Consider the following 22,618-nt stretch of genomic DNA (forward strand, 5'->3'; position numbering starts at 1 on the left):
AGTGTCGCCGGTCTTGCCGACGATGTGGGGGTTGCGAGCGCACGGGGTGTGCTGCCGATTTCCGACGCGTCGCTCCTGTCTGCGGTCGAATCCATGGAGGGGGCGTGGGATTCGATCGCGGCAGTGGACTCGAGCATGCTCGTCGACGCCGACCGCCGTTCCCTTCTGGTGCGGATGGAGAAGCTTTCTCGGGCCATGTACGGCACCTCGCATACGTGGCTGACCGAACTGATCGAGAGCGACGGTCTGGCGGTACTTCCTGACCGGACCAATCCCTCGCGACTGGCCAGCCTGCTGCTCATCGATCCGAGTGTGGCGGGCAAGCGCATCAAGATTGCGGCGAAAATCGCTGATGGTCGTGCGTTGACGGGTGAGCGGTTGGAGCCGCAGTATCCCTCGACCGCCGAGGCGCATCGGGGTGGGGACATCGATGCTGCGCATGTGACGGTGATCGACGAGTTCTTCAAGGATTTGCCCGCCGCGGTCGATCACGATTCGAAGGTGCAGTCGGAAATTCTGTTGTCGGATCTGGCGAAGCAGGTGACGCCGGAGCAGCTTCGCGTTGCTGCGGCGCGTTTGCACGCGTTGTTGGATCCGGATGGGGAATTGACGGACGAGAAGGATGTGGTCGCGAAGTGCTTTTTCCGGTTGGGGCGGCAGGGTAAGGATGGGTTGAGTAAGGGCAGTTTCGTCATCGATGCGGAGTTCCGTGCCTATCTGGAGGCGATTCTGGCCAAGTACGCGAAGGCGGGGAACTGCAATCCGGATGAGCCGACACCTGTGCTGGACGAGGATGGCGCAGGCGGGGACGGGGATGGGGCGGACTCCGCGGCAGACTCTGGGGCGGATTCGGAGCCGACACTGTTCGACCGTGACGAGGATCCGGGCAGCCCCAGTGGCGAGGCTCCGGACAGCCCCAGTGGCGAGGCTCCGGACAGCCCCAGTGACGAGTCCGGCCCTGCCGGCAGTGATTCTCCTTCCGGCAGTGAATCTCTTTCCGACAGTGACGTTTCTGCCGGCAGTGATTCTTCTGGCGGCAGTGCATCTTCTGTAGACGATTCCGGCCTCGCAGGCGGGCTAGGTTCGGATTCTGACTGCGACCCCGCAGGCGACTCTGGCCCTGCCGACGAGCCCGGTTCTGCAGACGGTGCTGATTCAGCCCGTGATTCTGGCACTGCCCGTGATTCTGTGAATTCCGAGGATGAGAAGCGTCGGGCCGGGCGGGATACGCGCAACCAGGGACAGCGCAACCACGATGCGGTGAAGGCGGTACTGCGCCAGATGTTGGCGTCGGGAAACCTCGGCCGGCATCGCGGGTTGCCTGTGACGGCGGTTATCACGATGACGGCGAAGGACTTGGAAACCGCGTCGGGGCATGCGGTCACGGGCACGGGTTCGCTGGTGACGATGCGCGACGCCATTCGTATGGCCTCACACGCCCACCACTACCTGGCGATTTTCGACAACGATGGACGGGCCTTGTATCTGGGGCGATCGAAGCGTCTGGCGTCGGCGGATCAACGGATCGTACTGATGGCCCGCGATCGGGGATGCACATTCCCGATGTGCACCCGTCCTGCGACCTGGTGTCAAGTGCACCACCTGAACGAGTGGGCGACAGGAGGTGAGACCGACATCGACTCGCTGACCTTCGGCTGCGATCTGCACCATCCGCTCGTCGGTGACGGTCCGAACGACTGGGCGACCACGACGACAGGCCCCGATCATCCGCAGCCGGGTCGAACTCAGTGGCACCCACCGGCATCGGTCGACCCGGATCGCCGCGGTCTGGTGAATCATTACCACCATCCGCTGGAGTATCTGTACACCGAGTCGGAGGATCCAGAACCCTGAGAAATCGAGTAGTACGAGAGCGAGACCGTAAGCGGCACAAGACAACTAGTGCCGCCTACAGTCATGCCGTCAGTCATGCCGTCGCACAACTGCGACGTCAGACAGCCACAGCCGCCGTCTCGAGCCCGAGGCGATCGGCGATGCGCGCAGCAATGTCGGTTGCCTCGTCGACGGAGCGCGTCGAATAGTGGAGGTCGACGAACGCACCGTCAACGCCGTCCGCGGCCAATGCTTCGACGGTCGAGGCGACGCTGTCGATGCTCTGCCCCTCGGCGATGTTGATGCGGGTCTCGCGATGCAGCGCATCGGGGTCGCGTCCGGCGTCGACGGCAGCCGACCGCGCGATCGACCACAGGTACGCGGCGTACTCCGCGGGCATGTCCGACGAGTTCACCCATCCCTGTGCGCGCCGACCGATGCGACGCATCGACGCCTCCGAGAATCCAGCCAGCAGAACAGGTGGGCCACCGACCTGCGCGGGCCGAAGGTCTACGGCGGACAACGGAATGTCGAACAACGGACCGTGGTGCTCGACGGGATTTTCCGTCCACAACGTACGAAGCACGTCGAGTGTCTCGTCGAATCGCTCGGATTTGCCGGTCCACGAAACACCGACGGCGTGGTACTCGTCGCGCATCCACCCCAGACCGAGTCCGAGGACCAGGCGGCCGTTCGAGATCAGATCCAGGCTCGTCACTGCGCGCGCCAGCAAAAGAGGGGTGTGCCAGATCGCGTTCACGGTGCTCGTACCCAATCGGACGGTGCTCGTCGCGACAGCAGCAGCCGTCAACGTGATCAGCGGGTCCAAAGCAGCGGTGAATTCCGGCGGATACGGATGTTCCGGGGTGCCGCCGAGCGGATAGAGGTCCGTGGGTTGCAACGGCGTCAGGACTCGGTCGCCGACCCACAGTGACCGGTACCCGAGTCGTTCAGCGGTGGACGCGAATTCGGCGACGCGGGCGCCGTCGCTCTGCGATCCGAGCTGGGGTAGACAGATACCGATGTCCATGGTGGACCTTTCTCTCGCGTACGTCGTGTCACGAAAGACGGTGCCGGCTAGTACTTGCCGTCCGGTTGGAGTCGGCTTAAGAAGGTCCGAAATTCACGTCGGTGGGGACGATGTCCACTGTTCGGCCAGGCGCCTTCTGGTTGCGCCGGTACAGATTGGAGTACGCGATGACCGACGCGGGGGAGGCCGCACCCCACTCCTTCGGATCCCCCGACTCCGCGCTCGTCGACAGGTTTCGTCCCCGACTCAGTAGACGTCGCGCACGTAGCGTTTCTCCGCCGACAGCGCCTTCACGTAGGCATCCGCACTGGCCGGGGCCAATCTCCCGTGCTGCGCGACGATGCCTTTCAACGCGCCGTCGACGTCCTTGGCCATTCTCGACGCGTCGCCGCACACGTAGAAGTTCGCGCCCTGCTGCATCCAGCGCCACAACTCGGCGCCGTGCTCGGCCATGCGGTCCTGCACGTAGATCTTGGACCTCTGATCGCGGGAGAATGCCAGATCGAGGCGGGTGAGAAAGCCGTCGTCGACCATGGCCGTCAGTTCGTCGCGGTAGTAGAAATCGGTCGCGGCGTGCTGCTCACCGAAGAACAACCAGTTCGGGCCGGTGTGTCCGAGAGCGCGACGCTCGTGGAGAAACGCACGGAACGGCGCGACGCCCGTGCCGGGGCCGATCATGATCATGGGTGCCGTCGGGTCCTCCGGCGGTTTGAAGTGCGTCGACTTCTGTACGAAGATGCCCACGTCCTCGTCCTCGGCGTGGTCGGCGAGGTACGTCGAGCAGACTCCGCGCCGCGGCACGCCATGCACGTTGTAGCGGACCGTCGACACCGTCAGCTGCACCTCGTCGGGATCGACCTTCGGGCTCGACGAGATCGAATACAACCGCGGCTGAAGCGGACTCAGCACCTCCAACCACTCGTCGATACCTGCTCGGACGGGCAGGTGGGTGAGTACATCCACCGACTGACGACCCCAGGTCCAATCGGACAGCGCACTCTTGTTCTCGGGCAACAGCAACCGTTCCAGGTCGGCGTCCCTGGTTCGAGAATGCACGAACTTCAGCAGGGCGGGAGTAGCTTTCGCGATCTCGAGGCGGTGACGCAGCGCGGTCCGCAGCGGCATCGAGTCGTGTCCGGCCAGGTCGACGACGGTCTCACCGTCCAGTTTCGTCAGATCCAGCCACTCGTTCACCAGGGCGTCGCTGTTGCGGGGCCACACGCCGAGCGCATCACCCGCCTCGTAGCTCAACGTGCCCTCGGGAAGGTGAAATCCGAACTGGCGCACATCTTTCGCGGAACCTGGGGCGCTTATCCGTGTGTTGCGGACCAGTGCGGTCGGTAGCGGTGACTTCTTTCCGTACGTAGCAACGCCTTTAGGGACGCTCGGCGCGGCGACCACGGCGGAATCGGCGCCGGCCCGAGCATCGGACGAGCCCAGCTTCGCGAGGACGCGGTCCAGCCAGACCGAGGCCGCCTCGTCGTAGTCCGGCTCGCAATCCACCCGGCCGACCAGGCGCTCCGCTCCGAGGTCGACGAACCGGCTTTCGAGTCGCCGGGCGTTGCCGCAGAAGTCGTCGTAGTTCGAGTCGCCGAACCCGAGGACGGCGAACCGAATTCCCGACAGGTCGGGCGCCTCGTCACCGGCCAACCCGTCCAGGAACGCAGCGCCGTTGTCCGGTGCGTCGCCGTCGCCGGTGGTGCTGCTGACGAGCAGAACGTCGCGGTACTCTTTCAGGTCGGACGCTGGAAAATCCTCCATGACACAGCTTTTCACGGTGAACCCGGCGGATTCGAGCGTAGCTGCGCAGGACGATGCGAACTCTTCGGCATTCCCGGTCTGCGACGCCCACAGCACCAGAACCGGAACAATCTCGGTGAATTCGGCGGTCTCGGTGGTCTCGGCAACAGCAGGGCCGGGGGAGGAAACGTCGGCCCGAGAGTAGACGCCGGCCAGCAGCCCGCTCAACCACGCGTGCGTCTCCGGCGACAGGGGAGAAGCCGTCGGCAACGTCGGGACTCCGGCCGCCGACCCGTCGGAGCGTAAGCCCGCCAACAACCCTGCGACATACCGTTGTTCGATCAGGGGCAACGGCAGGGCCGGCCCCGAATGGTCGCCGACAAGCTGTGCGAGGGCATCGATCGGAGACATCGTTCCCCCTGTGTTCTCGGTGGGCATTGCGTTCGACCCCTGGCGTACAGCAACTTTCGTCAGTGTCACCGCGCACACCTTGAATTCAGGCTGCTGCGAGTACGGGTCGACGGCGTCGTTGGTGACGGCGTTGATCGCCAGGTACTCGCCGAACGAGTCGTTCCAATGGAACGGTGCGAAACAGTCGCCCGGGCGGACCCGGTCGCTGACGCTCGCAGGCAGCACGGCCCGACCACGACGTGACGCCACCTCGATGCGGTCGCCCGTCACGCACCCGATGCGTTCCGCGTCTAGCGGATGAATCTCGACGAACGGCTTGGGATTCAGCTTGGTGAGCTTCGCGACCTTGCCCGTCTTCGTCATCGTGTGCCATTGATGTTGAAGCCGACCGGTATTGAGCAGGAACGGGTAGTCGTCGTCGGGCATCTCGGCGGGTGTCATCGACGGTCGCGCGAAGAACTGTGCGCGCCCGGTCGGCGTCGGGAAGGACAAGCGGGGCACGCTGCCGTCGTCGAGGGTCCGCAGCGTCTGGCTGACGCCATCGTTCAGATAGCGGATGGGGTGGCGGTCGCGGTCGTCGTCGGGCGGGCACGGCCACTGCAGCGGCGTCCGCGCGAGACGTTCGTAGGTCACGCCCCGAAGGTCGTACCCGGTCTTGGGATTCGAGAAGCGTTTGATTTCTTCGAAGACGTCCTCGGCGCTCGCGTAGTCGAACGCGTCGGCGTATCCGAGTTCCGACGCCATCATCGCGATGATCTTCCAGTCGGGCATCGCCTGTCCCGGCGCATCCGTTGCTTTGCGGAAGAGCGTCATGTTCCGTTCGGAGTTGATCATCACGCCGTCGGACTCGGTCCACAACGCTGCAGGCAGGACCACGTCGGCGTATCCGCCGGTTTCGGTGTCGTCGAATGCATCCTGCGTCACGACGAGTTCCGCACGTTCGAGGCCGGCGATGACGGTTTTGCGATTCGCCACGGACGCAACGGGATTGGTGCAGATGATCCAGCATGCCTTGATGTCGCCGCCGGCCATCTTGGCGAACATGTCGACGGTGCCGCCACCGACGTCGGTGCGCAGCGTGCCCGGCGGGAGGTTCCACTGTGCCTCGGTGAAGGCGCGGTCGTCGTCGACGAGGACGCTGCGCTGGCCCGGAAGTCCGGGGCCCATGTAGCCCATCTCGCGGCCACCCATGGCGTTCGGCTGGCCGGTGAGCGAGAACGGTCCGCTGCCCGTCCGGCAGATCGCGCCGGTCGCAAGATGCAGGTTGATCAGTGCGTTCGTGTTCCACGTGCCGTGGGTGGACTGGTTCAGGCCCATCGTCCAGCAGCTCATCCAGTTGTCGGCCTCGCCGATCCATCGTGCGGCGATCCGCAGATCGTCTTCGGCGATTCCTGTCCTGGCACTGACCGCAGCCGGCGTGTAGTCGGCGAGGAAATCCTCCATGCCGTCCCAGCCGTCGGTGAACTCCGCGATGAATTCCGGATCGGTGTGTCCTCCGGCGACGAGGAGGTGCAGCAGACCGTTGAGCAGGTCGAGATCGGTGCCAGGCGCGATCGGCAGATGCAGGTGAGCTTTGTCGGCGGTCGCGTTTCGACGCGGGTCGACGACGATCAGTTTGGCGCCTTGCTTGACGCGATCCATCATGCGCAGGAACAGGATGGGATGGCAGTCGGCCATGTTCGCACCCGAGACGAAGAAGACGTCCGCGTGGTCGAAATCCTCGTACGACCCGGGCGGCCCGTCGGACCCCAGCGACTGCTTGTAGCCGGTCCCTGCACTGGCCATGCAGAGCCGCGAATTGGACTCGATCTGGTTGGTGCCGATGAAGCCCTTGGTCAGCTTGTTCGTCAGATACTGAGCCTCGATGGACATCTGTCCGGACACGTACATCGCGAACGAGTCGGGTCCGTGCTCGTCGATCAGCGCACGCAGCTTCTGTGCCGTCGTCTTGATGGTGTCGACGACGTCGGCGTCGATGGGGTCGTCGCCGCGGTCGAGTCGCACGCGCGCTGTGGTAAGGCGTCCCGGGGCTGCCAGCATGTCCGCGGTGGTCGAGCCCTTGGTGCACAGGCGTCCGAAGTTCGCGGGATGTGACGTATCGCCGACCGACTTGTCGATCACGCGGAGCTCGGAATCGGAGGGTCGACCGATCTGCAGCGTGATTCCGCATCCCACGCCGCAATACGCGCACACCGTCTTCACCGTGTCCACGCCGGGCTCGACCACTCCGGTTGCCACGTCTGTCTCCGTCACGCCCTCCACGATGCAAATCGGACGATTCGCATCCATGACACGACCGTTAGCCGCGCGTGACGTTGTCCTCACCGTCGGTGGCCGGCGCCGGTGATATTCGCGCTTCCGGCCGATTCGTCGTCTTGGACGCGCGGCTGGACTCACCCCGAAGGATGGGACGAATCGGACAAAATGGCTGGTCAGGGGCGTGTAGCGGTTTGACGTGGTGAGAGTACTCGTGCGAGAGTAGTCGGGTGTCTTCCATTCGGCTGTTCATACTCGGCTCGCTCGCGCAGCGTGGCGAGATGCATGGGCACCAGCTGAGGTTGCTCGCCGAGGAAGAGCACGTACACCTCTGGACCGACATTTCCGTGGGTGGCCTCTACGGCGCGCTCAAGCGACTGCACGCCGAAGGGCTCATCGCGGATATCCGAACCGAGCAGGCGGGAAACTTCCCGGCCCGAGTCGTCTACGGAATCACCGGCACCGGGCGCTCCGCACTCGAGCAGTTGCGCAGCGACGCCCTGAGTCACTTCGCGCTTCGTCCCGATCCATTCGATCTGGGGCTGACCAGGCTGGATCCCGCTCGTCTCGACGTTCTACCCGACGTGATCGCCGCGCGGGTGGCGCTGCTGAAGCAACATCTGGTCGACGCCGAAACCGCGAACGCGGGAGCGCAGCCGTATCTGTCCGTCGCGGAGAAATTCGCCCTCGCCCACCGCGAAGCACGCTTACGTGCCGAGATCGACTGGCACGAGAACCTCGTCGCGGCGCTTCCCGACATCGTCGCCGACGAACGAACCCGAGAAATTTTACCCCTACCGAACACCAAGGACGGTTGTACGACATGACCGAAACCAACTCTCGCGCTTCGGCGCCTTCGGTGGAAGTCCCACGCCGGGCATGGCAGGCGCTCATAGTCCTGCTGCTCGGAATGTTCATGGCGCTGCTCGACACGACGATCGTCAACGTTGCCCTGCCGACGATCGAAACCAGCCTCGACGCGTCGGAAGCGACGTTGTCGTGGATCATCTCTGGCTACGCGCTCGCGTTCGGATTGGCGCTGATTCCGGCGGGCAAGGTCGGTGACCGAATCGGCCACAAGTGGGTGTTCTTCACGGGGCTCGCACTGTTCACCCTTGCAAGCCTCGCGTGCGGTCTCGCGCAGAACGACATCCAGTTGGTGCTCGCTCGCGTCGTCCAGGGACTCGCAGGCGGCATCTTCGTGCCCGCGGTCACGGCGTTCATCCAGCTCCTGTTCCCGGGGCCGGTGCGCGGCAAGGCGTTCGCGATCATGGGCGCGGTCATCGGTGTATCAACCGCACTCGGCCCCATCGTGGGTGGTCTCATCATCGAGGCGTTCGGCGAGGCCGACGGCTGGCGCGGCGTGTTCTTCGTCAACCTTCCGATCGGAGTCGTCGCGCTGATCGCTGCGGCCCTTCTGCTTCCCCAGCGTGTGGACTCGGGTCAGCCGCGGCAGTCCGGCATCGACTGGGTCGGTCTGGCGCTCATCACCGCAGGTCTCGTCGCACTGCTCGTCCCGCTGATCGAGGGACAGGATCAGGGGTGGCCGACCTGGACGTACGTCTCGCTGGTCGGGGGCGTAGTGCTCATCGCGGTGTTCGGCGCGTGGGAAGTGTCCTATACCAAGCGTGGTCTGAACCCGCTGGTTCCGCCGAAGCTGTTCACGCACCCCGCCTTCACCGGTGGCACGATCCTGGCACTCGTCTACTTCGCCGCATTCACCAGCATCTTCTTCACGCTGTCGCTGCTGTGGCAGACCGGACTCGGCAACTCCGCCCTGGCATCGGGCATCGTGACGGTCCCGTTCGCGATCGGCAGCATCATCGCGTCCTCGCAGAGCAACAAGCTCACGCAGCGTCTCGGGCGCGGGGTGCTGCTGCTCGGGACGTCGTTCGTCGCGGTCGCCTTGATCTGGCTGTGGATCCTGCTCGCCACCGTGGACGCCGCGGATCTGAGCGGGTGGATGCTGTTGCCGCCGTTGCTGATCGGTGGGCTGGGCAACGGAGCCTTCATCGCGCCCAACGCGCAGTTCATCGTCGCGACGGTCGATCCGCAGGATGCGGGCGCGGGAAGCGGCGTCATCCAGACGATGCAGCGGGTCGGCAGTGCCGCGGGTATCGCGGTGATCGGCAGCGTTCTGTTCGGGTCGTTGCACATCACCGGACCCGACACCGTCGCCAGCGGCTTCATGCACGCCGCGGCGGTGGCGATGGGCGTCAGCGCGGCGTTCGGAGTGCTCGCACTGCTCCTGGTCTTCGCGCTGCCCAAGCGTGTCGATTCGCAACGGGCTCCTGCACGCGGATAGAAGCTGTCAGGCGTCGAGATCGCGCGTGTGAGCCGCCACCACGGATTGGGCGAGCGCCGCGATCTTGACGTTCATGTCCTGCGACGTCTTACGTAGCATCTCGAACGCCTGGTCGTCGGTCACGTTGTGCGACGCCATCAGCAGACCGATCGCCTTGCCGATTTCGCGGTTGCTCTCGAGACCGACACGGAGGGTGTCCGCTTCTTCGCCGTTCATGATGGCGGAGACGGTGACGGCCGCGAACGCCGTCAGGACGATGGCGTCGTCGGCCACGGCGCTGTCGAACCGATTCGGTGTGTCGGAGAACAGATTCAGCGCCCCGACCTTCTTGTTGTCCAGCATCAACCGGAAGCCCATCGCGCCGCGAACCGGTGTGCGAGTGACGACGCCACGGCCCAGCGCGGGCCAGGCGGACGGCGTCAGGAAGTCCGGTTCGATCTGAGCGGTTTCGGAGGAGAGCGCGTCGAGGCACGGGCCTTCGCCGGTCGCCCGCTCGATGTCGTCGACGGTGCGTGCAATCTGGTCGGACGCGGCGACCGTCACCGGCGTACCGCGTCGAACGAGCATCAGGCTCGCGTGGTCGCACCCGGGAACGAGCAGCGTGGCTGCAACGCAAATAGCCGTATAGATTTCGTCGGCGTTCGTCCCGCGATAGACGATGTCGGCCAAAGCGCTGAACACCGTACGAGGATCCGCAGGGGAACTCTCGTTCGACATCGTGTCCTCCCTGAACACTCCAGGTCGACCACGCGCGTCGCGGGGTCATACCTCGCGGCAACGATACCCAACGGTAGCCGGACGGCTGAAATCCTGGCCTGGTCAGGCACATGCCGGCGCAGGTGCATCCTCCGCAAACGGCTTACCCGGCGGTTCGATATACGCGGCATAGAGAACGACCGGCTCGTCGCCCAGATTGGTGCCCTCGTGCACGTGATCGCCGCCCACCTCCTCGGCGATGGTCTGTCCGGCTGGTGTGGTCACGCGCGAACAGTCGTGCAGGGTGCGCGTCAGGACCCCGGTTTCGACGTATGCGTAGACCGGGCCGTCGTGGAAATGCCACCCGGTGGTGCCGCCGGGAGCGATGGTGATCTTCCTGACCGTGACGTCGGTGCCTGCGATCTCCGCGCTGCCGGGCAGGAGCGGGAACGAGACGTGGGCGAGAGTGTCGGCGGTCACGCCCGACGGCGGCGTGGCGCCCGCGACGGCGGGGGAGAAAGTGGCCGCTGCCAGGCAGGACACGACGACGACCGGGCGGAAGTACTTCGGCATGGCCCACTCTCCTCCGGGGTTCAGCCCATTCAGAGTAGGGCCGTGTCCTCTCGTGCGGGTGGGTAACGGCGATCACCGGTCCTCGATCAGTACCCTGCAGTCGTGGGAGAGACTCCGGAAGCGCAGGGCTTCGATGCACAGGGTTTCGACAAGCACGTGTTCGAGTACGGCGTCGACGGGCCGAAGGTCATTCTCGCCGGCATCGATGGCTCCGACTCGGCCTGGCGGGCTGCTGCCTACGCGGCCGGGCTCGCCAGGCGCCAGGGTTCGCTGCTCGTGCTCGTCTACGTGCAACCGATCGCGACCGCGGCGTGGGGTCAGGCTGGGATCTCACTCGTCGAGACCGGAGAGCAGATCGCCGCCGAGCTGCTGGCCTACATCGAGAAGGAAGCCCAGCACGTCGACTCGATCCGGTGGGAATTCCGTACGGCACAGGGAGATCCGTTCAACGGGCTCGTCGCCGTCGCGGACGAACTGCGCGCCGACGCCATCGTCGTCGGCGCGTCCGAGCGGGCGGGGCACAGGATGTTCGGGTCCGTCGCGGTGCGCCTGGTCAAAGCCGGACGCTGGCCGGTGACGGTGGTTCCCTGACCGACGTCGGGCGAGGAAAATGTGGGGCGGGCGGGGCTCGAACCCGCGACCAATGGATTATGAGATCGAACCAGGGTGCAGGTCAAGCGCTGAAATGCGCTGCTAGCTGGCGATTTCCGATCCCTCCGATTCCGCGCTGACCCCGATAATTCCGTGCAGAGTGGGCAAAAAGTGGGCAGGAAATCAGGCGTCCTTGACCACGCGCAGCGGCACGACGTCCGCCGACTGCGGCCCTTCGATCCTGTCCGCGACGTCATTCAGATCATCCTCGAACAAGCCCGCATAGAGATCGAGCGTCATCGCCGCCGACGCGTGTCCGAGCATCCGTTGGACGGCTTTCACGTTCGCGCCCACCGAGATCGCTATCGACGCCGCAGTGTGCCGAAGATCGTGAGGCGTGATCCGTGGCAGCTTGGCATCGACGACGGCCCGGTCGAACCAATCACGTCGGGCGTTCTTGTTCCGCAGCACTCCACCCGACTTCGTCGAGAACAGCAGATCGTCGGGCCCCTTGCCCTCGATGCTGGCGGTGATGCGCTCGGCGAGCCACGTCGGCACCGGAACTGTCCGCGAGGCGTGCGTCTTCGGTGTGCCCCACGTGAGGTTGCCGTTGATCTCCGTCACCGACTCGGCGACCGTCAACCGGCGTCGGCCCGCGTCCCAACGGCGAACCTTCATCGCCGCCATCTCGCCCCAGCGCAGGCCCGTGAACCCGAGCGTGAGAACGACCAGCTCGCCGGGACCGGACTTCTCGGCCAGTCCGAACAGTTGCTCTCGCGTGAGGAAGGTCGGCTCGTCGTGCCGGGTTCTCGGCAAATTCAGGCCAACCGCCGGATTCGCCGGTATCCGCCGATCCCGTACTGCGACGTCGAGGATCATCGACATCGCGTGATGCGCCTTCTTTACCGTCGATGGCGCCCGGTCCCGAGAGAGTTCGTTGATCCACGCCTGCAGCGCAGGCGCAGTCACCTTGGCGACGTTGACGTGATCCCAGCGGGGGATGACCTGTTGCTCGAGCGTCTGCCGGTATCGCTCCAGCGACGACGGCTTCACGTCGATCTTGCTGGCGAACCATTCCTCGGCAAGTTGGCCCACCGTGATGAGTCCGGCTGCTGGCGCGACGTAGCGGCCTTCGAGTTTGTCGACCTCGACGATGTTCGCGAACGTCTCGGCGGCCGCCTTCGTAACGAAACCGCGCTTGTCCGTCTGCCGACCTTCGGGCGTGCGGTACCGGACGCGATACCTGGTGCCCTTCGCCGTGTCGTACGGCTTGACTGTCGCCATCATCCGGCCCTTCGTAGTTTCGCTCGACTGTCGCGAATGCGACGCAGGCGCTTCACGAGCACCGGTTCCGCTGCGAGTGCGTCCGCCTCGTCGAGGAGAGCGGTGAGGATTTGGTAGTAGCGTACCGCCGACATGCCGAATTGCTCGCGGATGTCATTCTCTTTGCCGGATTGCGTTGCGTAGAAGCGCTTCTCGAAGTCGAGGATCGCGCGCTGCTGATCGTTCATGCGCCCCACTCACTTCCCTCGGGGTCGGCGGCGTGGATCTCGCGCTCCCATTTCTCGTCGAGAATCTGATTCTGCGTCGGGCCCGGCCTGCATGCCCACACCTCGAGCACCTGGCAGGTCTTTGGGTCCGTCCATTCAGTCCACATCAGGGCTGCCTCCGTTTCAGTTCGTCGTCGATGTAGCGGCGCTCGTCGGCCGTCAGACCTTGGATGCGTGCGATGACCATGTGGACGTCGCACCACAGCTCGCCCGCGGTCTCCTGGCCGACGTCTAAACGCGTCCAGATCAGCGCGTCGAGTAGCGCCTCGATGGGGATCAGTCGTCGCGACGCGATCTCGTCGACGATCCGTTCCTCCGCTGAGAAGCGGTCGTGCGGGTTGCACTCGGTGCCGCGCTCGCGGTGCACCAGCTCGTGGGTCAGGACCGACCTACGGCCGGCCTGGTCAAGGCCTCGATGGAGGTATATCCCGTCATCCGTCCAGACGCCTTTCAGGTCGCCCGGAAGGTAGTACCGACAGGTCACCGACACGTCGGGATGTGTGTCCCTCAGCGTTCGCCACGGATGCCATCGAGTCATGCCGAAGAGTCTGTGGGAGGGGTCCGACAAACTACACGGCTGTAGTTTCTTGACCTGCGATGCAGCACGCAGGATTCATTCAATCGACCTACTGGTCGTCGGGATCTTGCGACTCGTCCTCGGGGCGGGGCGGCTCCGGATAGAGGCTCGCCTCGCTGTCGGGGAATCGCGAAGCCGCCAGTGCTTTGCGCGGGTCGAACGGCGGCATCCCGTCAGGCCAGTCGCCTTGATTCTCGTCAGTCCCGTCTGTGGGCTTGACGAGCTTCATGGGGGGTTTGCGGACTTCCGCGCCGCCGCCTGGGCCGCGCTGCTCCGTGCTGCCCGCTTCCGTCCGCGGTTCCTGCTCTTCGTCATCATGATCATCCTTCGTGTCAGCGAAATGCCGGTCGGCGATTGCTGCGATCTCGAACGACGCCTGGGAGCGGGTATACATCGCCACTAGCTCGCGGCTGACGCTTTCGATGGACTCTCGGGCCGAGGCTGGAAGGTCGCCGGCCAAGGGGAGGGTCAAAGCGTGAGGGTCGTTGCCGACCCCAACAGACAGCCCGAGTGCACGGGCAGCCGCCATCACGACGTCGGTCACAGAGACGCCCAATCCCAGCGCCAGTCCACGGATCGTGGGCGGGTCAGGGAAGTTGCGCTGCTGCTTGGTTGCGAGCTGGTGAAGACGCTTCGCCGTCGGCGTGCCGCCGCAGTCCTGAGACAGCCGCTCGTAGGAGCGGGTGCCCTTCCGGTCCGCGATCAGCTCGCTCAGGGTTCGTTCTTCGATCACGGGAGCAACCGTCGCTTGTCGCTGGATGATCTGTCCACCTGGCGATCTTAGGCAGTGCGTAACCCAGATGACCAGTTGCGCGTAGCGGTTACGCCTAACTACTGATCAGAGAATTTTCCGGCATATGCCCACACCAGCGCCGCGACAGCAAGATAGGGCTTGACGTGTTGCCTAGCAATGGGTAATGATTCACCGCGTCATGCTTGACAGAACGCCTAACGAGGGGTGAGGATATGCAGGTCACAACGACACAGCGCCGTCGAATCAAACGAAGGAGGTGGCCAGTGGGAATGCGAATGAAGCTCGTCGCACGTGACGCGTTGCTCGATCGGATGATCCGCAAGGATTTCTCCAATCGACGTCTGGCGAAGTACGCCGAATGCGCACCCGGCACGATCGACAATCTGCTCAGCGGGCGCACACAGGCGGTCAACAAGCCGCGAACGGCAGAGCTCATCTGCGAGGCGTTGGACGTGCCACTCGACGTCTTTTTCGTGCCCGAAATTTCAAACAATGAGCGGCACTCCGCCGCTCGTCGCAAGGTGCCGGCTTGATGGCTGTCATCCGCGACGACTCCGTACGGAACCACTTCGTCTATCGGGCTTTCGACGCAGAGGGTCGGTTGCTCTACATCGGCTGCACTCAGAACCTCAAAGCTCGCTGGCAGCAGCATCGATTCGCGAACTTGCACTGGGTTGTTCAAACGCATCGGCTCAAGACGGTCGGACCGCTCTGTTATCGAACGGCCAGGGCCGTTGAGAAGGCGGCGATCGCGTCCGAGAGTCCTCGCTATGGGTGGACGCCAGAACGCGGACAGCGGCTTGCCCGCAAAAGGGCATGGGTTGAGCAACGGCGACGCGAGTTGATGTCAGGGAAACGGCCGTGGGAAATGGAATTCGACGACTATTCCGCAATCTGCGACAAGGCCGAGGACGAGGCCAACGGGCGTTTTCCGAATCTATGGAACTCGGACAACCACCCAACAAATGGAGTTCCCGAGCGCTATCAGCCGTACCTCCCATACGGCGACTTGGCGCTCATCAACTGAGAAAGCCGCCACCTGAGGCAACAGGTGACGGCTCACGACACAGATTGGAGATCAAATGTCTGACCTGACTCTACCAATGGAGTCGACGTTCGACGCGCTGCAGCGCTCGGACGGCACTTGGTCGGCGCGCGACCTGATGGCCCACCTCGGTTACGACCGATGGGAGAACTTCGAGTCTGCAATCGACCGCGCCCGATTGACAGCAGAGAACCAGGGGCACCGCTTCAACGATCTTTTTCGTGGCGTCACGGAAAAGTCCGGCGGCCGACCACGATTCGACTACCGGATGACTCGGTTTGCCTGCTACCTCGTCGCGATGAATGGCGATCCGCGCAAGCCGGAGATCGCAGCGGCTCAGTCGTACTTCGCGATCAAGACGCGCGAGGCCGAGACCGCGACACCGGCGCTCACGCCTGCCGAGCAGATGGCGCGCGGACTGATGGCGGCGCAAGAGCTGCTCGCTGCGAAGGACGACCGCATCGCCGAGCTCGAGCCGAAGGCGGAGGCGTATGACGAGTTCCTCGACTCCGACGGCTACTACTCGATGCAGGCCGCCGCAGCAGTTCTCGGCTATGGCCAGAACATCCTGTTCCGGGAGTGCAGACGTGCAGGCATCCTGCAGGGCAACAACCTTCCGTACCGGCGCTACATCCATCACTTCGACATCAAGATGGGCACCCGCCTCAATCGAGCGGGCGAGACTGTGCCGACGTTCACGACGAAGGTTCGCCCGTCTGGGCTCGACTTTCTCCGCAAGAAGCTCGCGGCTGCCGAGGTGAACGCATGAGTGTCGAATCCCCTTGGCTCACCGTCGACGAGGCTCGCGCCTATGCCCGTTGCGGGAAGCGCCAGATGTACCACGCACTCCACACCGGCGAACTTGTCGGTACGCAGCGCAAGCGCCCGCAGGGGACGTGGCGGATTCACCGCGACGATCTCGATTCATGGATGCGGGGGGCCAGCCCCGAGCGGACCGCCACGAAGTTGAAGCGAGTCACGCCGGAACCGCGCCGACTCAGGAGGACCGCATGACCACCATCGATCTCGACCCAACTCCTGTGCGCACTCTCGATCCCGACAAGATGTCGTTCGAGGAGATCGAGGCTGCGCTCGACTCGCTCCCTGTCCGCGCGGTCGTCTCGTGTGACGCCGTCGACGAGCCGGGTGTGTTCATCAAGCCGGACCCCGCCGAGTGGCCGACGTTGCCGGCCGGGAGCTGGATGGGTGCGGGCAGCTTGAAGCCGTACACGTCTCGGCTGGTTGCGCGGTACTGCGGGAAGCTGACGGTGCTGCGATGAAGCAGCTCAACCTCCCCTCCGCAATCCTGCTGTCCCTTGCGATCTCGGCTGTCCTGTTTGTCGCGGCGATCGGGCTGTTCATCGGTCTCGGCGAGTTGGCGAGGTGGTGGCTGTGACCGCCATCGACGTCGCCACCGATCTCGCGCCCGGCGTTCGTGTACGTCGCTGGCCGTGGACTCGCGGCACGGTGACGCGTCCGCACGAGTTCTGGGGCTGGTTCGTCAAGTGGGACGGCGACCACCAGGAGTCGGGCCCCTATCACGACGACGACCTGCAGCCCATCCGAAGCCACCCCGCTGACACACGCACATCGCGTGCTGGCGCGGGGTCCACGGCGCCGAGTAGTGCATCGCCACTGCTCGGCGCCCCAAACGAAACGAGAAGCGAATGAGCGACATTCTCATCACCAAGATCCGCACCGGCGGCAACCAGATGATCCGCGCGGACGTCAAGGGTCGAACAGGGCACGACACGTTCATCAACGTGTCCGCTCCCGGTGTGGACGAAGCGATCCAGGTTGCCCGTGACTACGAGACGAAGTACGGGGCCATCGCTGACGAGCTTGAGCAGGTCCGCGCGCAGGGGGTGGACTGGTGATCGCAACCATTCCCAGCCTGCCGGGTGCACCGTCCGTCGTCGAGCTGAGCCGGATGACGGGGCCACGGGAGTCGATGTTCGGCGGCGAGTTCGAGTGCTCGCTGTCCACCGGCGAGACCGTGTTCGTGTTCGCCGACGAGATCGAGGTGCAGCCATGAACGGTCACCTCACCGTCGACCGCGGACGCATCGTCGAACCGCGTCACCTCACCCTCGTCGTGTCGAACGACTGGCCCGACGAAGCCGACACCGATGTCCATTACGCCGACGACGGCAACCCCATCGCCGCCGCAGCATGGAGCGCCGTCACGACGCTCGCGCTCATCGGCTTCATCGGCGGCCTGATCTGGGCGGTGATGTGATGCCGCACTTCGACCACGCCGACGGACTGACCGACCCCGTCCGAACTTGGGACGACACAGACGAAACCGACCGCGCCTACGAGCGCTGGATCGACGAAAAGCTAGGAATCACACCATGATCGAACTCCCACCAGCCCCAGCGTGGCTCGACGACGCGGCCTGCCGCCAAACCGACGCCGAAGCGTTCTTCCCGGAAGGCCACTCCGCCGGACACGACGCGGCCTACGCGAAACGCGTCTGCGGAGGCTGCCCCCTCCACGCCATCATCGGATGCGCCAAGAGTGCGGTCGAAGCGAACAAGGACTTTCACATCGTCGGCGTCTGGGCTGGCCGTTTCCTGCCGTACAACAGTCGATCTCGTGACGGCGCACTGCGCGACATTCACGCCATCGCCGGGGTGCCGTACGAGCCGAGCACGCGTCGTACTGACACGAACTGGCCGAGGCCGTGCGTCAAGTGCCGCCGACAGATGCGTCAGCGCAACACTTCCGCCGAGCATCATCCCGGCACTGTGAAGCATCGGTCCGACGATTACTGCGACACCTGCTACAAGGCCCGCGCCACCGGCAACGAGGCGGGCACGTTCATCAAGGCGGTGTCGGCATGACGCGCCGCATCGACGAACACGTCCACCACGACACCAGCGAAGAGCAGTACGACAGCCGGCACCGGCAACGCCCGAAGTCGCTGGCCGAGTGGGACGTCGAGTGGGCGCGGCAGGAACGCATCGAGCGGACCGTCGCCAAGCGTGCCCGGAATCGGGTAGCGGTATGACGCTCACCGCAACCGATCTGTTCGCCGGCGCGGGCGGCTCGTCGGAAGGTCTCGCGCAGGCAGGATACGACGTCCGCATCTGCGCGAATCACTGGCAGACCGCGGTAGATACCCACCAGGCGAATCACCCCGACACTGAGCATCGCGTCGCGAACCTATCCGAGACCGACTTCCGGTCGTTCCCTCGCACGGACATCGCATGGATCTCGCCGTCGTGCGTCTGGCACGCCCGATCGGGCGGACGGAAACGACCATCCGCCGAGATCGAACGGCAGCGGGCCGATGCCGGGGCGATCGATCGGGCGACGGCGTTCGCTGTCATTGCGGCCACGGAGGTGCACGGCTACGAGGCGGTCATCGTCGAGAACGTGCACGAGTTCGCCGCGTGGTCGCTGTACCCGTGGTGGCTACAGGGCATGGAGCAGCTCGGCTACCAGGCGCAGGCACTCTCGCTGAATGCGGTCGACTTCGGACTGCCGCAGCACCGCGAGCGGCTGTTCATCGTGTTCTCGCGCGGCGGCGACGTCGACCTGCGCATGCCGACGATCGCTCGCGTGCATGCTGATTCGATCCTCGACAGCAATCTCGGCAAGCCAGTCACGCGGCGGCTGTACGTCACGCCGCAGATCGAGCAGATCGAAGGCCGCGGTGTCACGCATCTGGTGACGTACCGACGGAACGCGAAAGCGCGCCGCGCCGACCGGCATCCGCTCGCAACGATCACCGCCGGTGGCAATCATCACGGCATCGCGACGCTCACCGAGGAGGGTCCACGGTTCCGCATGCTCACCAACCGCGAATGCGCACGAGCTCAGGGATTCCCGGACTCATACCAGTTCGCGGGCGGGCCGTCCGACGTCAAGAAGCAGATCGGCAACGCGGTCCCCGTCAACGTCGCGCGCTGGCTCGGCGAACGCGTGGCCGCGCACATCACTCAGCAGGAAGTCGCAGCATGACCAAACTCGAACCAGGTTCGCCAGAGTGGACGCGCACGATCACGGCGTCGAAGATCCCGGGCATTCTCGGGATCTCGCGGTGGACGTCACAGTACGCGCTGTGGCATCAGATGGCCGGCAACGTCGTCGAGCACGTCTCGGAGGCGAAGCAGGAGAACTACGACTACGGGCACGCGGTCGAGCTGGCTGCCGCCGAGTTTTGGAAATACCGGAACCCCGGCTGGCGAGTCTCACGCGGCGAGGTGCAATTCACCCGCGACGAACTGCCGTTTCCGAACGCGGCAACGATCGACCGACGCGGCTCCCGGGGTCGCGCTCGCCGCATCGTCGAAGTAAAGACCGCTCGCAGTCTCGAGGAGTGGGGCGACGACGGATCGGGCAACGCCCCGGCCGACTATGTCGCGCAGGTGATCTGGCAGCAGTTCATCACCGGCTGGCACGTCCCCGCCGACATCGTGCTGTGGCCGCAGTACGGGATGCCGCGCATCTACACGATCGAATACGACTCGCGCATCGCGGATGTCGTCGTCGAAAAGGCGCACGCCTGGCATCGATCGCTCGTCGACGGTATCGAACCGGACCTCGACGACACCGTCGCGACGTACGAGACCGTGAAGCAACTGCATCCCGACATCGACGGCAGCACAGTCGAAATCGACGCCGATCTCGCGCTGCAGTACCTCGGCTGGAACCAGGAACTCAAGCAGGCCACGAAGACGATGACCGGCCTCAAGTCCCGGCTCCTCGACGCCATGGGCGACGCCCAATACGCCACCTGCAACGGCGAAAAGATCGCCGACCGCCGGCCCACACGCGGCGACTCAGTCGCCCTCTACGCCAACACCAAACTCGACCTCGCAACACTCAAAGGAGTACAAGCAGCATGACCAGCAACGAAATCGCCACCATCGTCGACGACGAGGCCAAGTCGCTCGAGATCTCGCGCGCGGCCGGACTGTCCAAGCTCCACGAGCACACCCGCGCCAAGGCCGAAGCGTTCGAGTATGCCGAGTTCGTCACCTCGACGGGCATGTGCCCGGATATCTTCCGCGGCAAGCCGAAGGACGCGACCGTCGCGATCCTCCGCGGCGCGATGCTCGGCTTCGACCCCGACGCCTCGCTCGAAGCGCTGTTCGTGATCCACGGCAAGGTCGGCATGTATGCCCGCGCCAAGTATGCCGTCGCCATGTCGCGCGGCGCGACCATGTACGAGGTCGAAGCCTCCGATGCGTCGGTGACGTGGGCGGGCACGAAACCCGGCGACGACCAGGTGCAGTCGGTGACGTGGACGATCGAGCGCGCACAGAAGGCGAAGTACACGAGCAATCAGAAGTACCAGACCAATCCGCAGCAGATGCTCCGCGCGAAGTGCCAGTCCGAACTCGCCGACCTTCTCACCCCGGGCGCACTGCTCGGTCTCATCGACGAGGTCGACCGTGACGTGCGGCCGCCGGTGAAGGTGAAGTCCGAGCGAATCCGAACGGGCACATCCGGCCTCGGCGACGCCCTCGGTATCAACACCGACGACGTCCCGGATGTCTCCGGCCACGCGTCCGTCGAGATGGCGACGAAGGACCAGCTCGCGACGATCCACGCGTCATTCCAGAGCAAGGAAGAGGGCCTCGCCTACCTGACCGACGTCGTCGGCCGCGAGATCGCTTCGACGCAGGATCTCACCCGCGACGAAGCCGCGAAGGTCGTCGACGAGCTCGCCAAGGTGAACGAGCCAGGCAACGGCGGTGAGCCAGCATGAGCCTCGTCGACGACCAGCTCGTCCTGTCCGAGAAGCGCGCCACCCTCGCATCGGAGGCGCTGTATGACCGCGCCAGTGGCACGCATGCCATGGTCGAAGCTGCTCTTGCGCAACGCGACGCCACCCACGCGCTCGCCCTCGTGGGGCAGGACATCGCGACAGCTCTGACTGCGATGACCGCCGCAATGGCGCCGCGCAACGCCCCCGCCATCAGCGTCAGCAAGCTCGCCGGCGCGATCCGTGACGGCTACCGGGCCGCGCCATCGCCCGTCGACCACGAGGAATACATCGCACGGTTCGTGCTGGGCACGCTGGGAATCGAGGCAGTCGCATGACCAACTGCCCGTTCTGCAAGCGGATCGACGCCTATGACTACGAGGAGTCCTACAACCAGTTCGTCGTGCGATTCGAGCCGCTGAACCCGGTGACGCCGGGGCACATGCTGTTCGTGCCGACTGAGCACTGCGAGCATCGGACGTCGCTCGGCACTGAGGAGATCCGTGCTGCGGTGAGTTACGCACACAGCTACGCGCGCCATCGCGACGACGATTTCAACATCATCACATCGTCGGGCAGCAGTGCCACACAGACCATCCCGCACATCCACGTGCACTACGTACCGAGGCGGCCGGACGACGGACTGGCGCTGCCATGGACCCCGAAAGTGAGCCTGCCATGAAAGTCACCCTGTACTCGCAGAAGAACTGCATGCCGTGCGCGGGCACGAAACGCGCACTGATCGATGTCGCATCCGCGCCTGACGCCGCTGATCCGATTCTCGAGCTCGGCTACCGTTACCGGCCCGACAAGATCGAAGCCCTCGCATACCTCGTCGCGGACGGGAGAGGCGCATGAGCGACACCCTGTTCGAACCCGAGTGGGAGTCGGTGCGCGCCGAGGATCTCGTCATCAGTCTGCACCGTGGCCGCGTGATGGTGGTGCGCGGTGAGCGGACGACGTTCACCGGAACCTTCGTCGGCACAGACGAGCTCGGCCTGTACATCGACATCTACGGACGGTCCACTGACGGCAGATCGTCGAAGTACATCAAGTTTCGTCCAGGTGACACCGTCCAGGTCATGACGAAGGGGAGTGGCTCATGATCACCGTCATCACCTGCTCGGTCGCAGATTGCGGCAGACCGAAGCGGACCAAGGGTTGGTGCCAGAAGCACTACATGAGATACGTCCGAACCGGCAGTCCAAACATCGTCCGAAAGATTCCGAGGCATCTCTCGGCGATCTGCTCAGTTGATACCTGCGACCGACCGACCCGGGCGCGTGGATGGTGCCACGTTCACTGGCGGCGATGGAAGTGCAGTGGCGACCCTAACGCGGGCCAGCTACATCGAGACGAAATTTCCGAAACCGATCGCTTCGATCGCTATGTCGACCGCTTGGCCTCGGGTGGATGCTGGGAATGGACCGGAGTGCTCACGCGGTCCAGCAGTGGCGGTGGCTACGGGAAGTTTCGATCAAGCGGCAAAAGTGTTTTGGCGCATAGGTATTCCTACCTCAGACACGTTGGCCCGATACC

Annotated in this window: 31 protein-coding genes; 22 read left to right on the forward strand and 9 right to left on the reverse strand. The window is 64.6% G+C overall.

The features are described from left to right. Positions 1 to 135 precede the first annotated feature (135 nt). Positions 136 to 1,854: a DUF222 domain-containing protein gene (locus tag DK926_RS18695; protein ID WP_243636893.1), complete on the forward strand. Its 1,719-nt coding sequence runs from the start codon at positions 136 to 138 to the stop codon at positions 1,852 to 1,854. 97 nt (positions 1,855 to 1,951) lie between these two features. On the opposite strand, the gene DK926_RS18700 is transcribed toward DK926_RS18695, so the two are convergent. Both DK926_RS18700 and DK926_RS18705 read right to left on the reverse strand, forming a co-directional pair. Continuing rightward, entirely contained in the window at positions 1,952 to 2,863 is a 912-nt protein-coding gene (locus DK926_RS18700; protein ID WP_114331651.1) for a TIGR03619 family F420-dependent LLM class oxidoreductase, read from the reverse strand. Between the two features lie 246 nt (positions 2,864 to 3,109). Then, entirely contained in the window at positions 3,110 to 7,252 is a 4,143-nt protein-coding gene (locus DK926_RS18705; RefSeq protein ID WP_114331750.1) for a bifunctional nitrate reductase/sulfite reductase flavoprotein subunit alpha, read from the reverse strand. A 248-nt stretch (positions 7,253 to 7,500) separates the two neighbouring features. Here DK926_RS18705 and DK926_RS18710 point away from each other — a divergent pair, with 248 nt between their 5' ends. Together DK926_RS18710 and DK926_RS18715 are read left to right on the forward strand one after the other, a co-directional pair. After that, complete coding sequence (locus tag DK926_RS18710) at positions 7,501 to 8,097, forward strand: PadR family transcriptional regulator (RefSeq protein ID WP_243636894.1); 597 nt, start codon at positions 7,501 to 7,503, stop codon at positions 8,095 to 8,097. After that, the gene (locus DK926_RS18715; protein ID WP_114331652.1) at positions 8,094 to 9,575 is read left to right on the forward strand and encodes an MFS transporter; all 1,482 of its coding nucleotides are present in this window, start codon (positions 8,094 to 8,096) and stop codon (positions 9,573 to 9,575) included. Before DK926_RS18710 ends, DK926_RS18715 begins: the two co-directional genes overlap by 4 nt. Before the next feature lie 6 nt (positions 9,576 to 9,581). On the opposite strand, the gene DK926_RS18720 is transcribed toward DK926_RS18715, so the two are convergent. Both DK926_RS18720 and DK926_RS18725 read right to left on the reverse strand, forming a co-directional pair. Further along, positions 9,582 to 10,292, reverse strand: a complete 711-nt coding sequence (locus DK926_RS18720) for a GAF and ANTAR domain-containing protein (RefSeq protein WP_114331751.1) — start codon at positions 10,290 to 10,292, stop codon at positions 9,582 to 9,584. A 102-nt stretch (positions 10,293 to 10,394) separates the two neighbouring features. Further along, complete coding sequence (locus tag DK926_RS18725) at positions 10,395 to 10,844, reverse strand: cupin domain-containing protein (protein WP_114331653.1); 450 nt, start codon at positions 10,842 to 10,844, stop codon at positions 10,395 to 10,397. 102 nt (positions 10,845 to 10,946) lie between these two features. Here DK926_RS18725 and DK926_RS18730 point away from each other — a divergent pair, with 102 nt between their 5' ends. Further along, the gene (locus DK926_RS18730) at positions 10,947 to 11,435 is read left to right on the forward strand and encodes a universal stress protein (RefSeq protein WP_243636895.1); all 489 of its coding nucleotides are present in this window, start codon (positions 10,947 to 10,949) and stop codon (positions 11,433 to 11,435) included. A gap of 183 nt (positions 11,436 to 11,618) precedes the next feature. On the opposite strand, the gene DK926_RS18735 is transcribed toward DK926_RS18730, so the two are convergent. From DK926_RS18735 to DK926_RS18750, 5 genes are all read right to left on the reverse strand, one after another. Further along, the gene (locus DK926_RS18735; protein WP_114331654.1) at positions 11,619 to 12,722 is read right to left on the reverse strand and encodes a site-specific integrase; all 1,104 of its coding nucleotides are present in this window, start codon (positions 12,720 to 12,722) and stop codon (positions 11,619 to 11,621) included. Beyond that, positions 12,719 to 12,946: a DUF3263 domain-containing protein gene (locus DK926_RS18740; protein ID WP_114331655.1), complete on the reverse strand. Its 228-nt coding sequence runs from the start codon at positions 12,944 to 12,946 to the stop codon at positions 12,719 to 12,721. Before DK926_RS18740 ends, DK926_RS18735 begins: the two co-directional genes overlap by 4 nt. Next, positions 12,943 to 13,092, reverse strand: coding sequence for a hypothetical protein (locus tag DK926_RS26685; protein WP_165839606.1), 150 nt, complete (start codon positions 13,090 to 13,092; stop codon positions 12,943 to 12,945). Before DK926_RS26685 ends, DK926_RS18740 begins: the two co-directional genes overlap by 4 nt. Continuing rightward, on the reverse strand, positions 13,092 to 13,523 hold the full coding sequence (locus DK926_RS18745) for a hypothetical protein (RefSeq protein WP_114331656.1): 432 nt from the start codon (positions 13,521 to 13,523) through the stop codon (positions 13,092 to 13,094). Before DK926_RS18745 ends, DK926_RS26685 begins: the two co-directional genes overlap by 1 nt. Before the next feature lie 88 nt (positions 13,524 to 13,611). Then, a complete protein-coding gene (locus DK926_RS18750; protein ID WP_114331657.1) occupies positions 13,612 to 14,295 on the reverse strand; it encodes a hypothetical protein in 684 nt (227 codons plus the stop codon). A 284-nt stretch (positions 14,296 to 14,579) separates the two neighbouring features. On the opposite strand from DK926_RS18750, the gene DK926_RS18755 reads away from it, so the two are divergent. The 18 genes from DK926_RS18755 (at position 14,580) to DK926_RS18830 (ending at position 22,185) form a co-directional block, all read left to right on the forward strand. Next, positions 14,580 to 14,849, forward strand: a complete 270-nt coding sequence (locus DK926_RS18755) for a helix-turn-helix domain-containing protein (protein WP_125833415.1) — start codon at positions 14,580 to 14,582, stop codon at positions 14,847 to 14,849. Then, positions 14,849 to 15,343 (forward strand): GIY-YIG nuclease family protein, encoded by a 495-nt coding sequence (locus DK926_RS18760; protein WP_114331659.1) that lies wholly within the window; start codon positions 14,849 to 14,851, stop codon positions 15,341 to 15,343. The genes DK926_RS18755 and DK926_RS18760 overlap by 1 nt, the downstream gene beginning before the upstream one ends. Positions 15,344 to 15,398: 55 nt before the next feature. After that, positions 15,399 to 16,130: a phage antirepressor KilAC domain-containing protein gene (locus DK926_RS18765; protein WP_125833416.1), complete on the forward strand. Its 732-nt coding sequence runs from the start codon at positions 15,399 to 15,401 to the stop codon at positions 16,128 to 16,130. Further along, positions 16,127 to 16,375, forward strand: coding sequence for a helix-turn-helix domain-containing protein (locus tag DK926_RS18770; protein ID WP_114331661.1), 249 nt, complete (start codon positions 16,127 to 16,129; stop codon positions 16,373 to 16,375). Before DK926_RS18765 ends, DK926_RS18770 begins: the two co-directional genes overlap by 4 nt. After that, positions 16,372 to 16,641: a hypothetical protein gene (locus tag DK926_RS18775; RefSeq protein ID WP_114331662.1), complete on the forward strand. Its 270-nt coding sequence runs from the start codon at positions 16,372 to 16,374 to the stop codon at positions 16,639 to 16,641. Before DK926_RS18770 ends, DK926_RS18775 begins: the two co-directional genes overlap by 4 nt. Before the next feature lie 112 nt (positions 16,642 to 16,753). After that, positions 16,754 to 17,032 carry a hypothetical protein gene (locus tag DK926_RS18780; protein WP_114331663.1) on the forward strand — a complete coding sequence of 93 codons (279 nt, stop codon included), beginning with the start codon at positions 16,754 to 16,756 and terminating at the stop codon, positions 17,030 to 17,032. Further along, on the forward strand, positions 17,029 to 17,238 hold the full coding sequence (locus DK926_RS18785; protein ID WP_114331664.1) for a hypothetical protein: 210 nt from the start codon (positions 17,029 to 17,031) through the stop codon (positions 17,236 to 17,238). The genes DK926_RS18780 and DK926_RS18785 overlap by 4 nt, the downstream gene beginning before the upstream one ends. After that, complete coding sequence (locus tag DK926_RS26690) at positions 17,235 to 17,396, forward strand: hypothetical protein (RefSeq protein ID WP_165839607.1); 162 nt, start codon at positions 17,235 to 17,237, stop codon at positions 17,394 to 17,396. The genes DK926_RS18785 and DK926_RS26690 overlap by 4 nt, the downstream gene beginning before the upstream one ends. Continuing rightward, positions 17,393 to 17,599: a hypothetical protein gene (locus tag DK926_RS18790; protein WP_114331665.1), complete on the forward strand. Its 207-nt coding sequence runs from the start codon at positions 17,393 to 17,395 to the stop codon at positions 17,597 to 17,599. Before DK926_RS26690 ends, DK926_RS18790 begins: the two co-directional genes overlap by 4 nt. A 115-nt stretch (positions 17,600 to 17,714) precedes the next feature. Next, positions 17,715 to 18,206, forward strand: a complete 492-nt coding sequence (locus DK926_RS18795; RefSeq protein ID WP_114331666.1) for a WhiB family transcriptional regulator — start codon at positions 17,715 to 17,717, stop codon at positions 18,204 to 18,206. Then, positions 18,203 to 18,373 (forward strand): hypothetical protein, encoded by a 171-nt coding sequence (locus DK926_RS26695; RefSeq protein WP_165839608.1) that lies wholly within the window; start codon positions 18,203 to 18,205, stop codon positions 18,371 to 18,373. Before DK926_RS18795 ends, DK926_RS26695 begins: the two co-directional genes overlap by 4 nt. Next, positions 18,370 to 19,329, forward strand: coding sequence for a DNA cytosine methyltransferase (locus tag DK926_RS18800; RefSeq protein ID WP_114331667.1), 960 nt, complete (start codon positions 18,370 to 18,372; stop codon positions 19,327 to 19,329). Before DK926_RS26695 ends, DK926_RS18800 begins: the two co-directional genes overlap by 4 nt. After that, a complete protein-coding gene (locus DK926_RS18805) occupies positions 19,326 to 20,216 on the forward strand; it encodes a YqaJ viral recombinase family protein (RefSeq protein ID WP_114331668.1) in 891 nt (296 codons plus the stop codon). The genes DK926_RS18800 and DK926_RS18805 overlap by 4 nt, the downstream gene beginning before the upstream one ends. Beyond that, positions 20,213 to 21,082, forward strand: a complete 870-nt coding sequence (locus DK926_RS18810) for a hypothetical protein (RefSeq protein WP_114331669.1) — start codon at positions 20,213 to 20,215, stop codon at positions 21,080 to 21,082. Before DK926_RS18805 ends, DK926_RS18810 begins: the two co-directional genes overlap by 4 nt. Beyond that, the gene (locus DK926_RS18815; RefSeq protein ID WP_114331670.1) at positions 21,079 to 21,417 is read left to right on the forward strand and encodes a hypothetical protein; all 339 of its coding nucleotides are present in this window, start codon (positions 21,079 to 21,081) and stop codon (positions 21,415 to 21,417) included. The genes DK926_RS18810 and DK926_RS18815 overlap by 4 nt, the downstream gene beginning before the upstream one ends. Continuing rightward, positions 21,414 to 21,761 carry an HIT domain-containing protein gene (locus DK926_RS18820; protein ID WP_114331671.1) on the forward strand — a complete coding sequence of 116 codons (348 nt, stop codon included), beginning with the start codon at positions 21,414 to 21,416 and terminating at the stop codon, positions 21,759 to 21,761. Before DK926_RS18815 ends, DK926_RS18820 begins: the two co-directional genes overlap by 4 nt. Then, a complete protein-coding gene (locus tag DK926_RS18825; RefSeq protein WP_114331672.1) occupies positions 21,758 to 21,937 on the forward strand; it encodes a hypothetical protein in 180 nt (59 codons plus the stop codon). Before DK926_RS18820 ends, DK926_RS18825 begins: the two co-directional genes overlap by 4 nt. Further along, entirely contained in the window at positions 21,934 to 22,185 is a 252-nt protein-coding gene (locus tag DK926_RS18830) for a hypothetical protein (protein ID WP_114331673.1), read from the forward strand. Before DK926_RS18825 ends, DK926_RS18830 begins: the two co-directional genes overlap by 4 nt. Positions 22,186 to 22,618: the final 433 nt, after the last annotated feature.

The sequence above is a fragment of the Rhodococcus sp. Eu-32 genome, from assembly GCF_003336925.1.
GTDB classification, from domain to species: domain Bacteria; phylum Actinomycetota; class Actinomycetes; order Mycobacteriales; family Mycobacteriaceae; genus Rhodococcoides; species Rhodococcoides kyotonensis_B.

Coding starts and splice junctions, on each gene's coding strand:
- DK926_RS18695 (WP_243636893.1), top strand. CDS start 136: ATGCTCGTCGACGCCGACCGCCGTTCCCTTCTGGTGCGGATGGAGAAG.
- DK926_RS18735 (WP_114331654.1), bottom strand. CDS start 12,722: ATGATGGCGACAGTCAAGCCGTACGACACGGCGAAGGGCACCAGGTAT.
- DK926_RS18775 (WP_114331662.1), top strand. CDS start 16,372: ATGACCACCATCGATCTCGACCCAACTCCTGTGCGCACTCTCGATCCC.
- DK926_RS18700 (WP_114331651.1), bottom strand. CDS start 2,863: ATGGACATCGGTATCTGTCTACCCCAGCTCGGATCGCAGAGCGACGGC.
- DK926_RS26685 (WP_165839606.1), bottom strand. CDS start 13,092: ATGTGGACTGAATGGACGGACCCAAAGACCTGCCAGGTGCTCGAGGTG.
- DK926_RS18760 (WP_114331659.1), top strand. CDS start 14,849: ATGGCTGTCATCCGCGACGACTCCGTACGGAACCACTTCGTCTATCGG.
- DK926_RS18715 (WP_114331652.1), top strand. CDS start 8,094: ATGACCGAAACCAACTCTCGCGCTTCGGCGCCTTCGGTGGAAGTCCCA.
- DK926_RS18765 (WP_125833416.1), top strand. CDS start 15,399: ATGTCTGACCTGACTCTACCAATGGAGTCGACGTTCGACGCGCTGCAG.
- DK926_RS18725 (WP_114331653.1), bottom strand. CDS start 10,844: ATGCCGAAGTACTTCCGCCCGGTCGTCGTCGTGTCCTGCCTGGCAGCG.
- DK926_RS18810 (WP_114331669.1), top strand. CDS start 20,213: ATGACCAGCAACGAAATCGCCACCATCGTCGACGACGAGGCCAAGTCG.
- DK926_RS18770 (WP_114331661.1), top strand. CDS start 16,127: ATGAGTGTCGAATCCCCTTGGCTCACCGTCGACGAGGCTCGCGCCTAT.
- DK926_RS18790 (WP_114331665.1), top strand. CDS start 17,393: ATGAACGGTCACCTCACCGTCGACCGCGGACGCATCGTCGAACCGCGT.
- DK926_RS18830 (WP_114331673.1), top strand. CDS start 21,934: ATGAGCGACACCCTGTTCGAACCCGAGTGGGAGTCGGTGCGCGCCGAG.
- DK926_RS18815 (WP_114331670.1), top strand. CDS start 21,079: ATGAGCCTCGTCGACGACCAGCTCGTCCTGTCCGAGAAGCGCGCCACC.
- DK926_RS18825 (WP_114331672.1), top strand. CDS start 21,758: ATGAAAGTCACCCTGTACTCGCAGAAGAACTGCATGCCGTGCGCGGGC.
- DK926_RS18795 (WP_114331666.1), top strand. CDS start 17,715: ATGATCGAACTCCCACCAGCCCCAGCGTGGCTCGACGACGCGGCCTGC.
- DK926_RS26695 (WP_165839608.1), top strand. CDS start 18,203: ATGACGCGCCGCATCGACGAACACGTCCACCACGACACCAGCGAAGAG.
- DK926_RS18785 (WP_114331664.1), top strand. CDS start 17,029: ATGAGCGACATTCTCATCACCAAGATCCGCACCGGCGGCAACCAGATG.
- DK926_RS18745 (WP_114331656.1), bottom strand. CDS start 13,523: ATGACTCGATGGCATCCGTGGCGAACGCTGAGGGACACACATCCCGAC.
- DK926_RS18800 (WP_114331667.1), top strand. CDS start 18,370: ATGACGCTCACCGCAACCGATCTGTTCGCCGGCGCGGGCGGCTCGTCG.
- DK926_RS18720 (WP_114331751.1), bottom strand. CDS start 10,292: ATGTCGAACGAGAGTTCCCCTGCGGATCCTCGTACGGTGTTCAGCGCT.
- DK926_RS18740 (WP_114331655.1), bottom strand. CDS start 12,946: ATGAACGATCAGCAGCGCGCGATCCTCGACTTCGAGAAGCGCTTCTAC.
- DK926_RS18805 (WP_114331668.1), top strand. CDS start 19,326: ATGACCAAACTCGAACCAGGTTCGCCAGAGTGGACGCGCACGATCACG.
- DK926_RS18820 (WP_114331671.1), top strand. CDS start 21,414: ATGACCAACTGCCCGTTCTGCAAGCGGATCGACGCCTATGACTACGAG.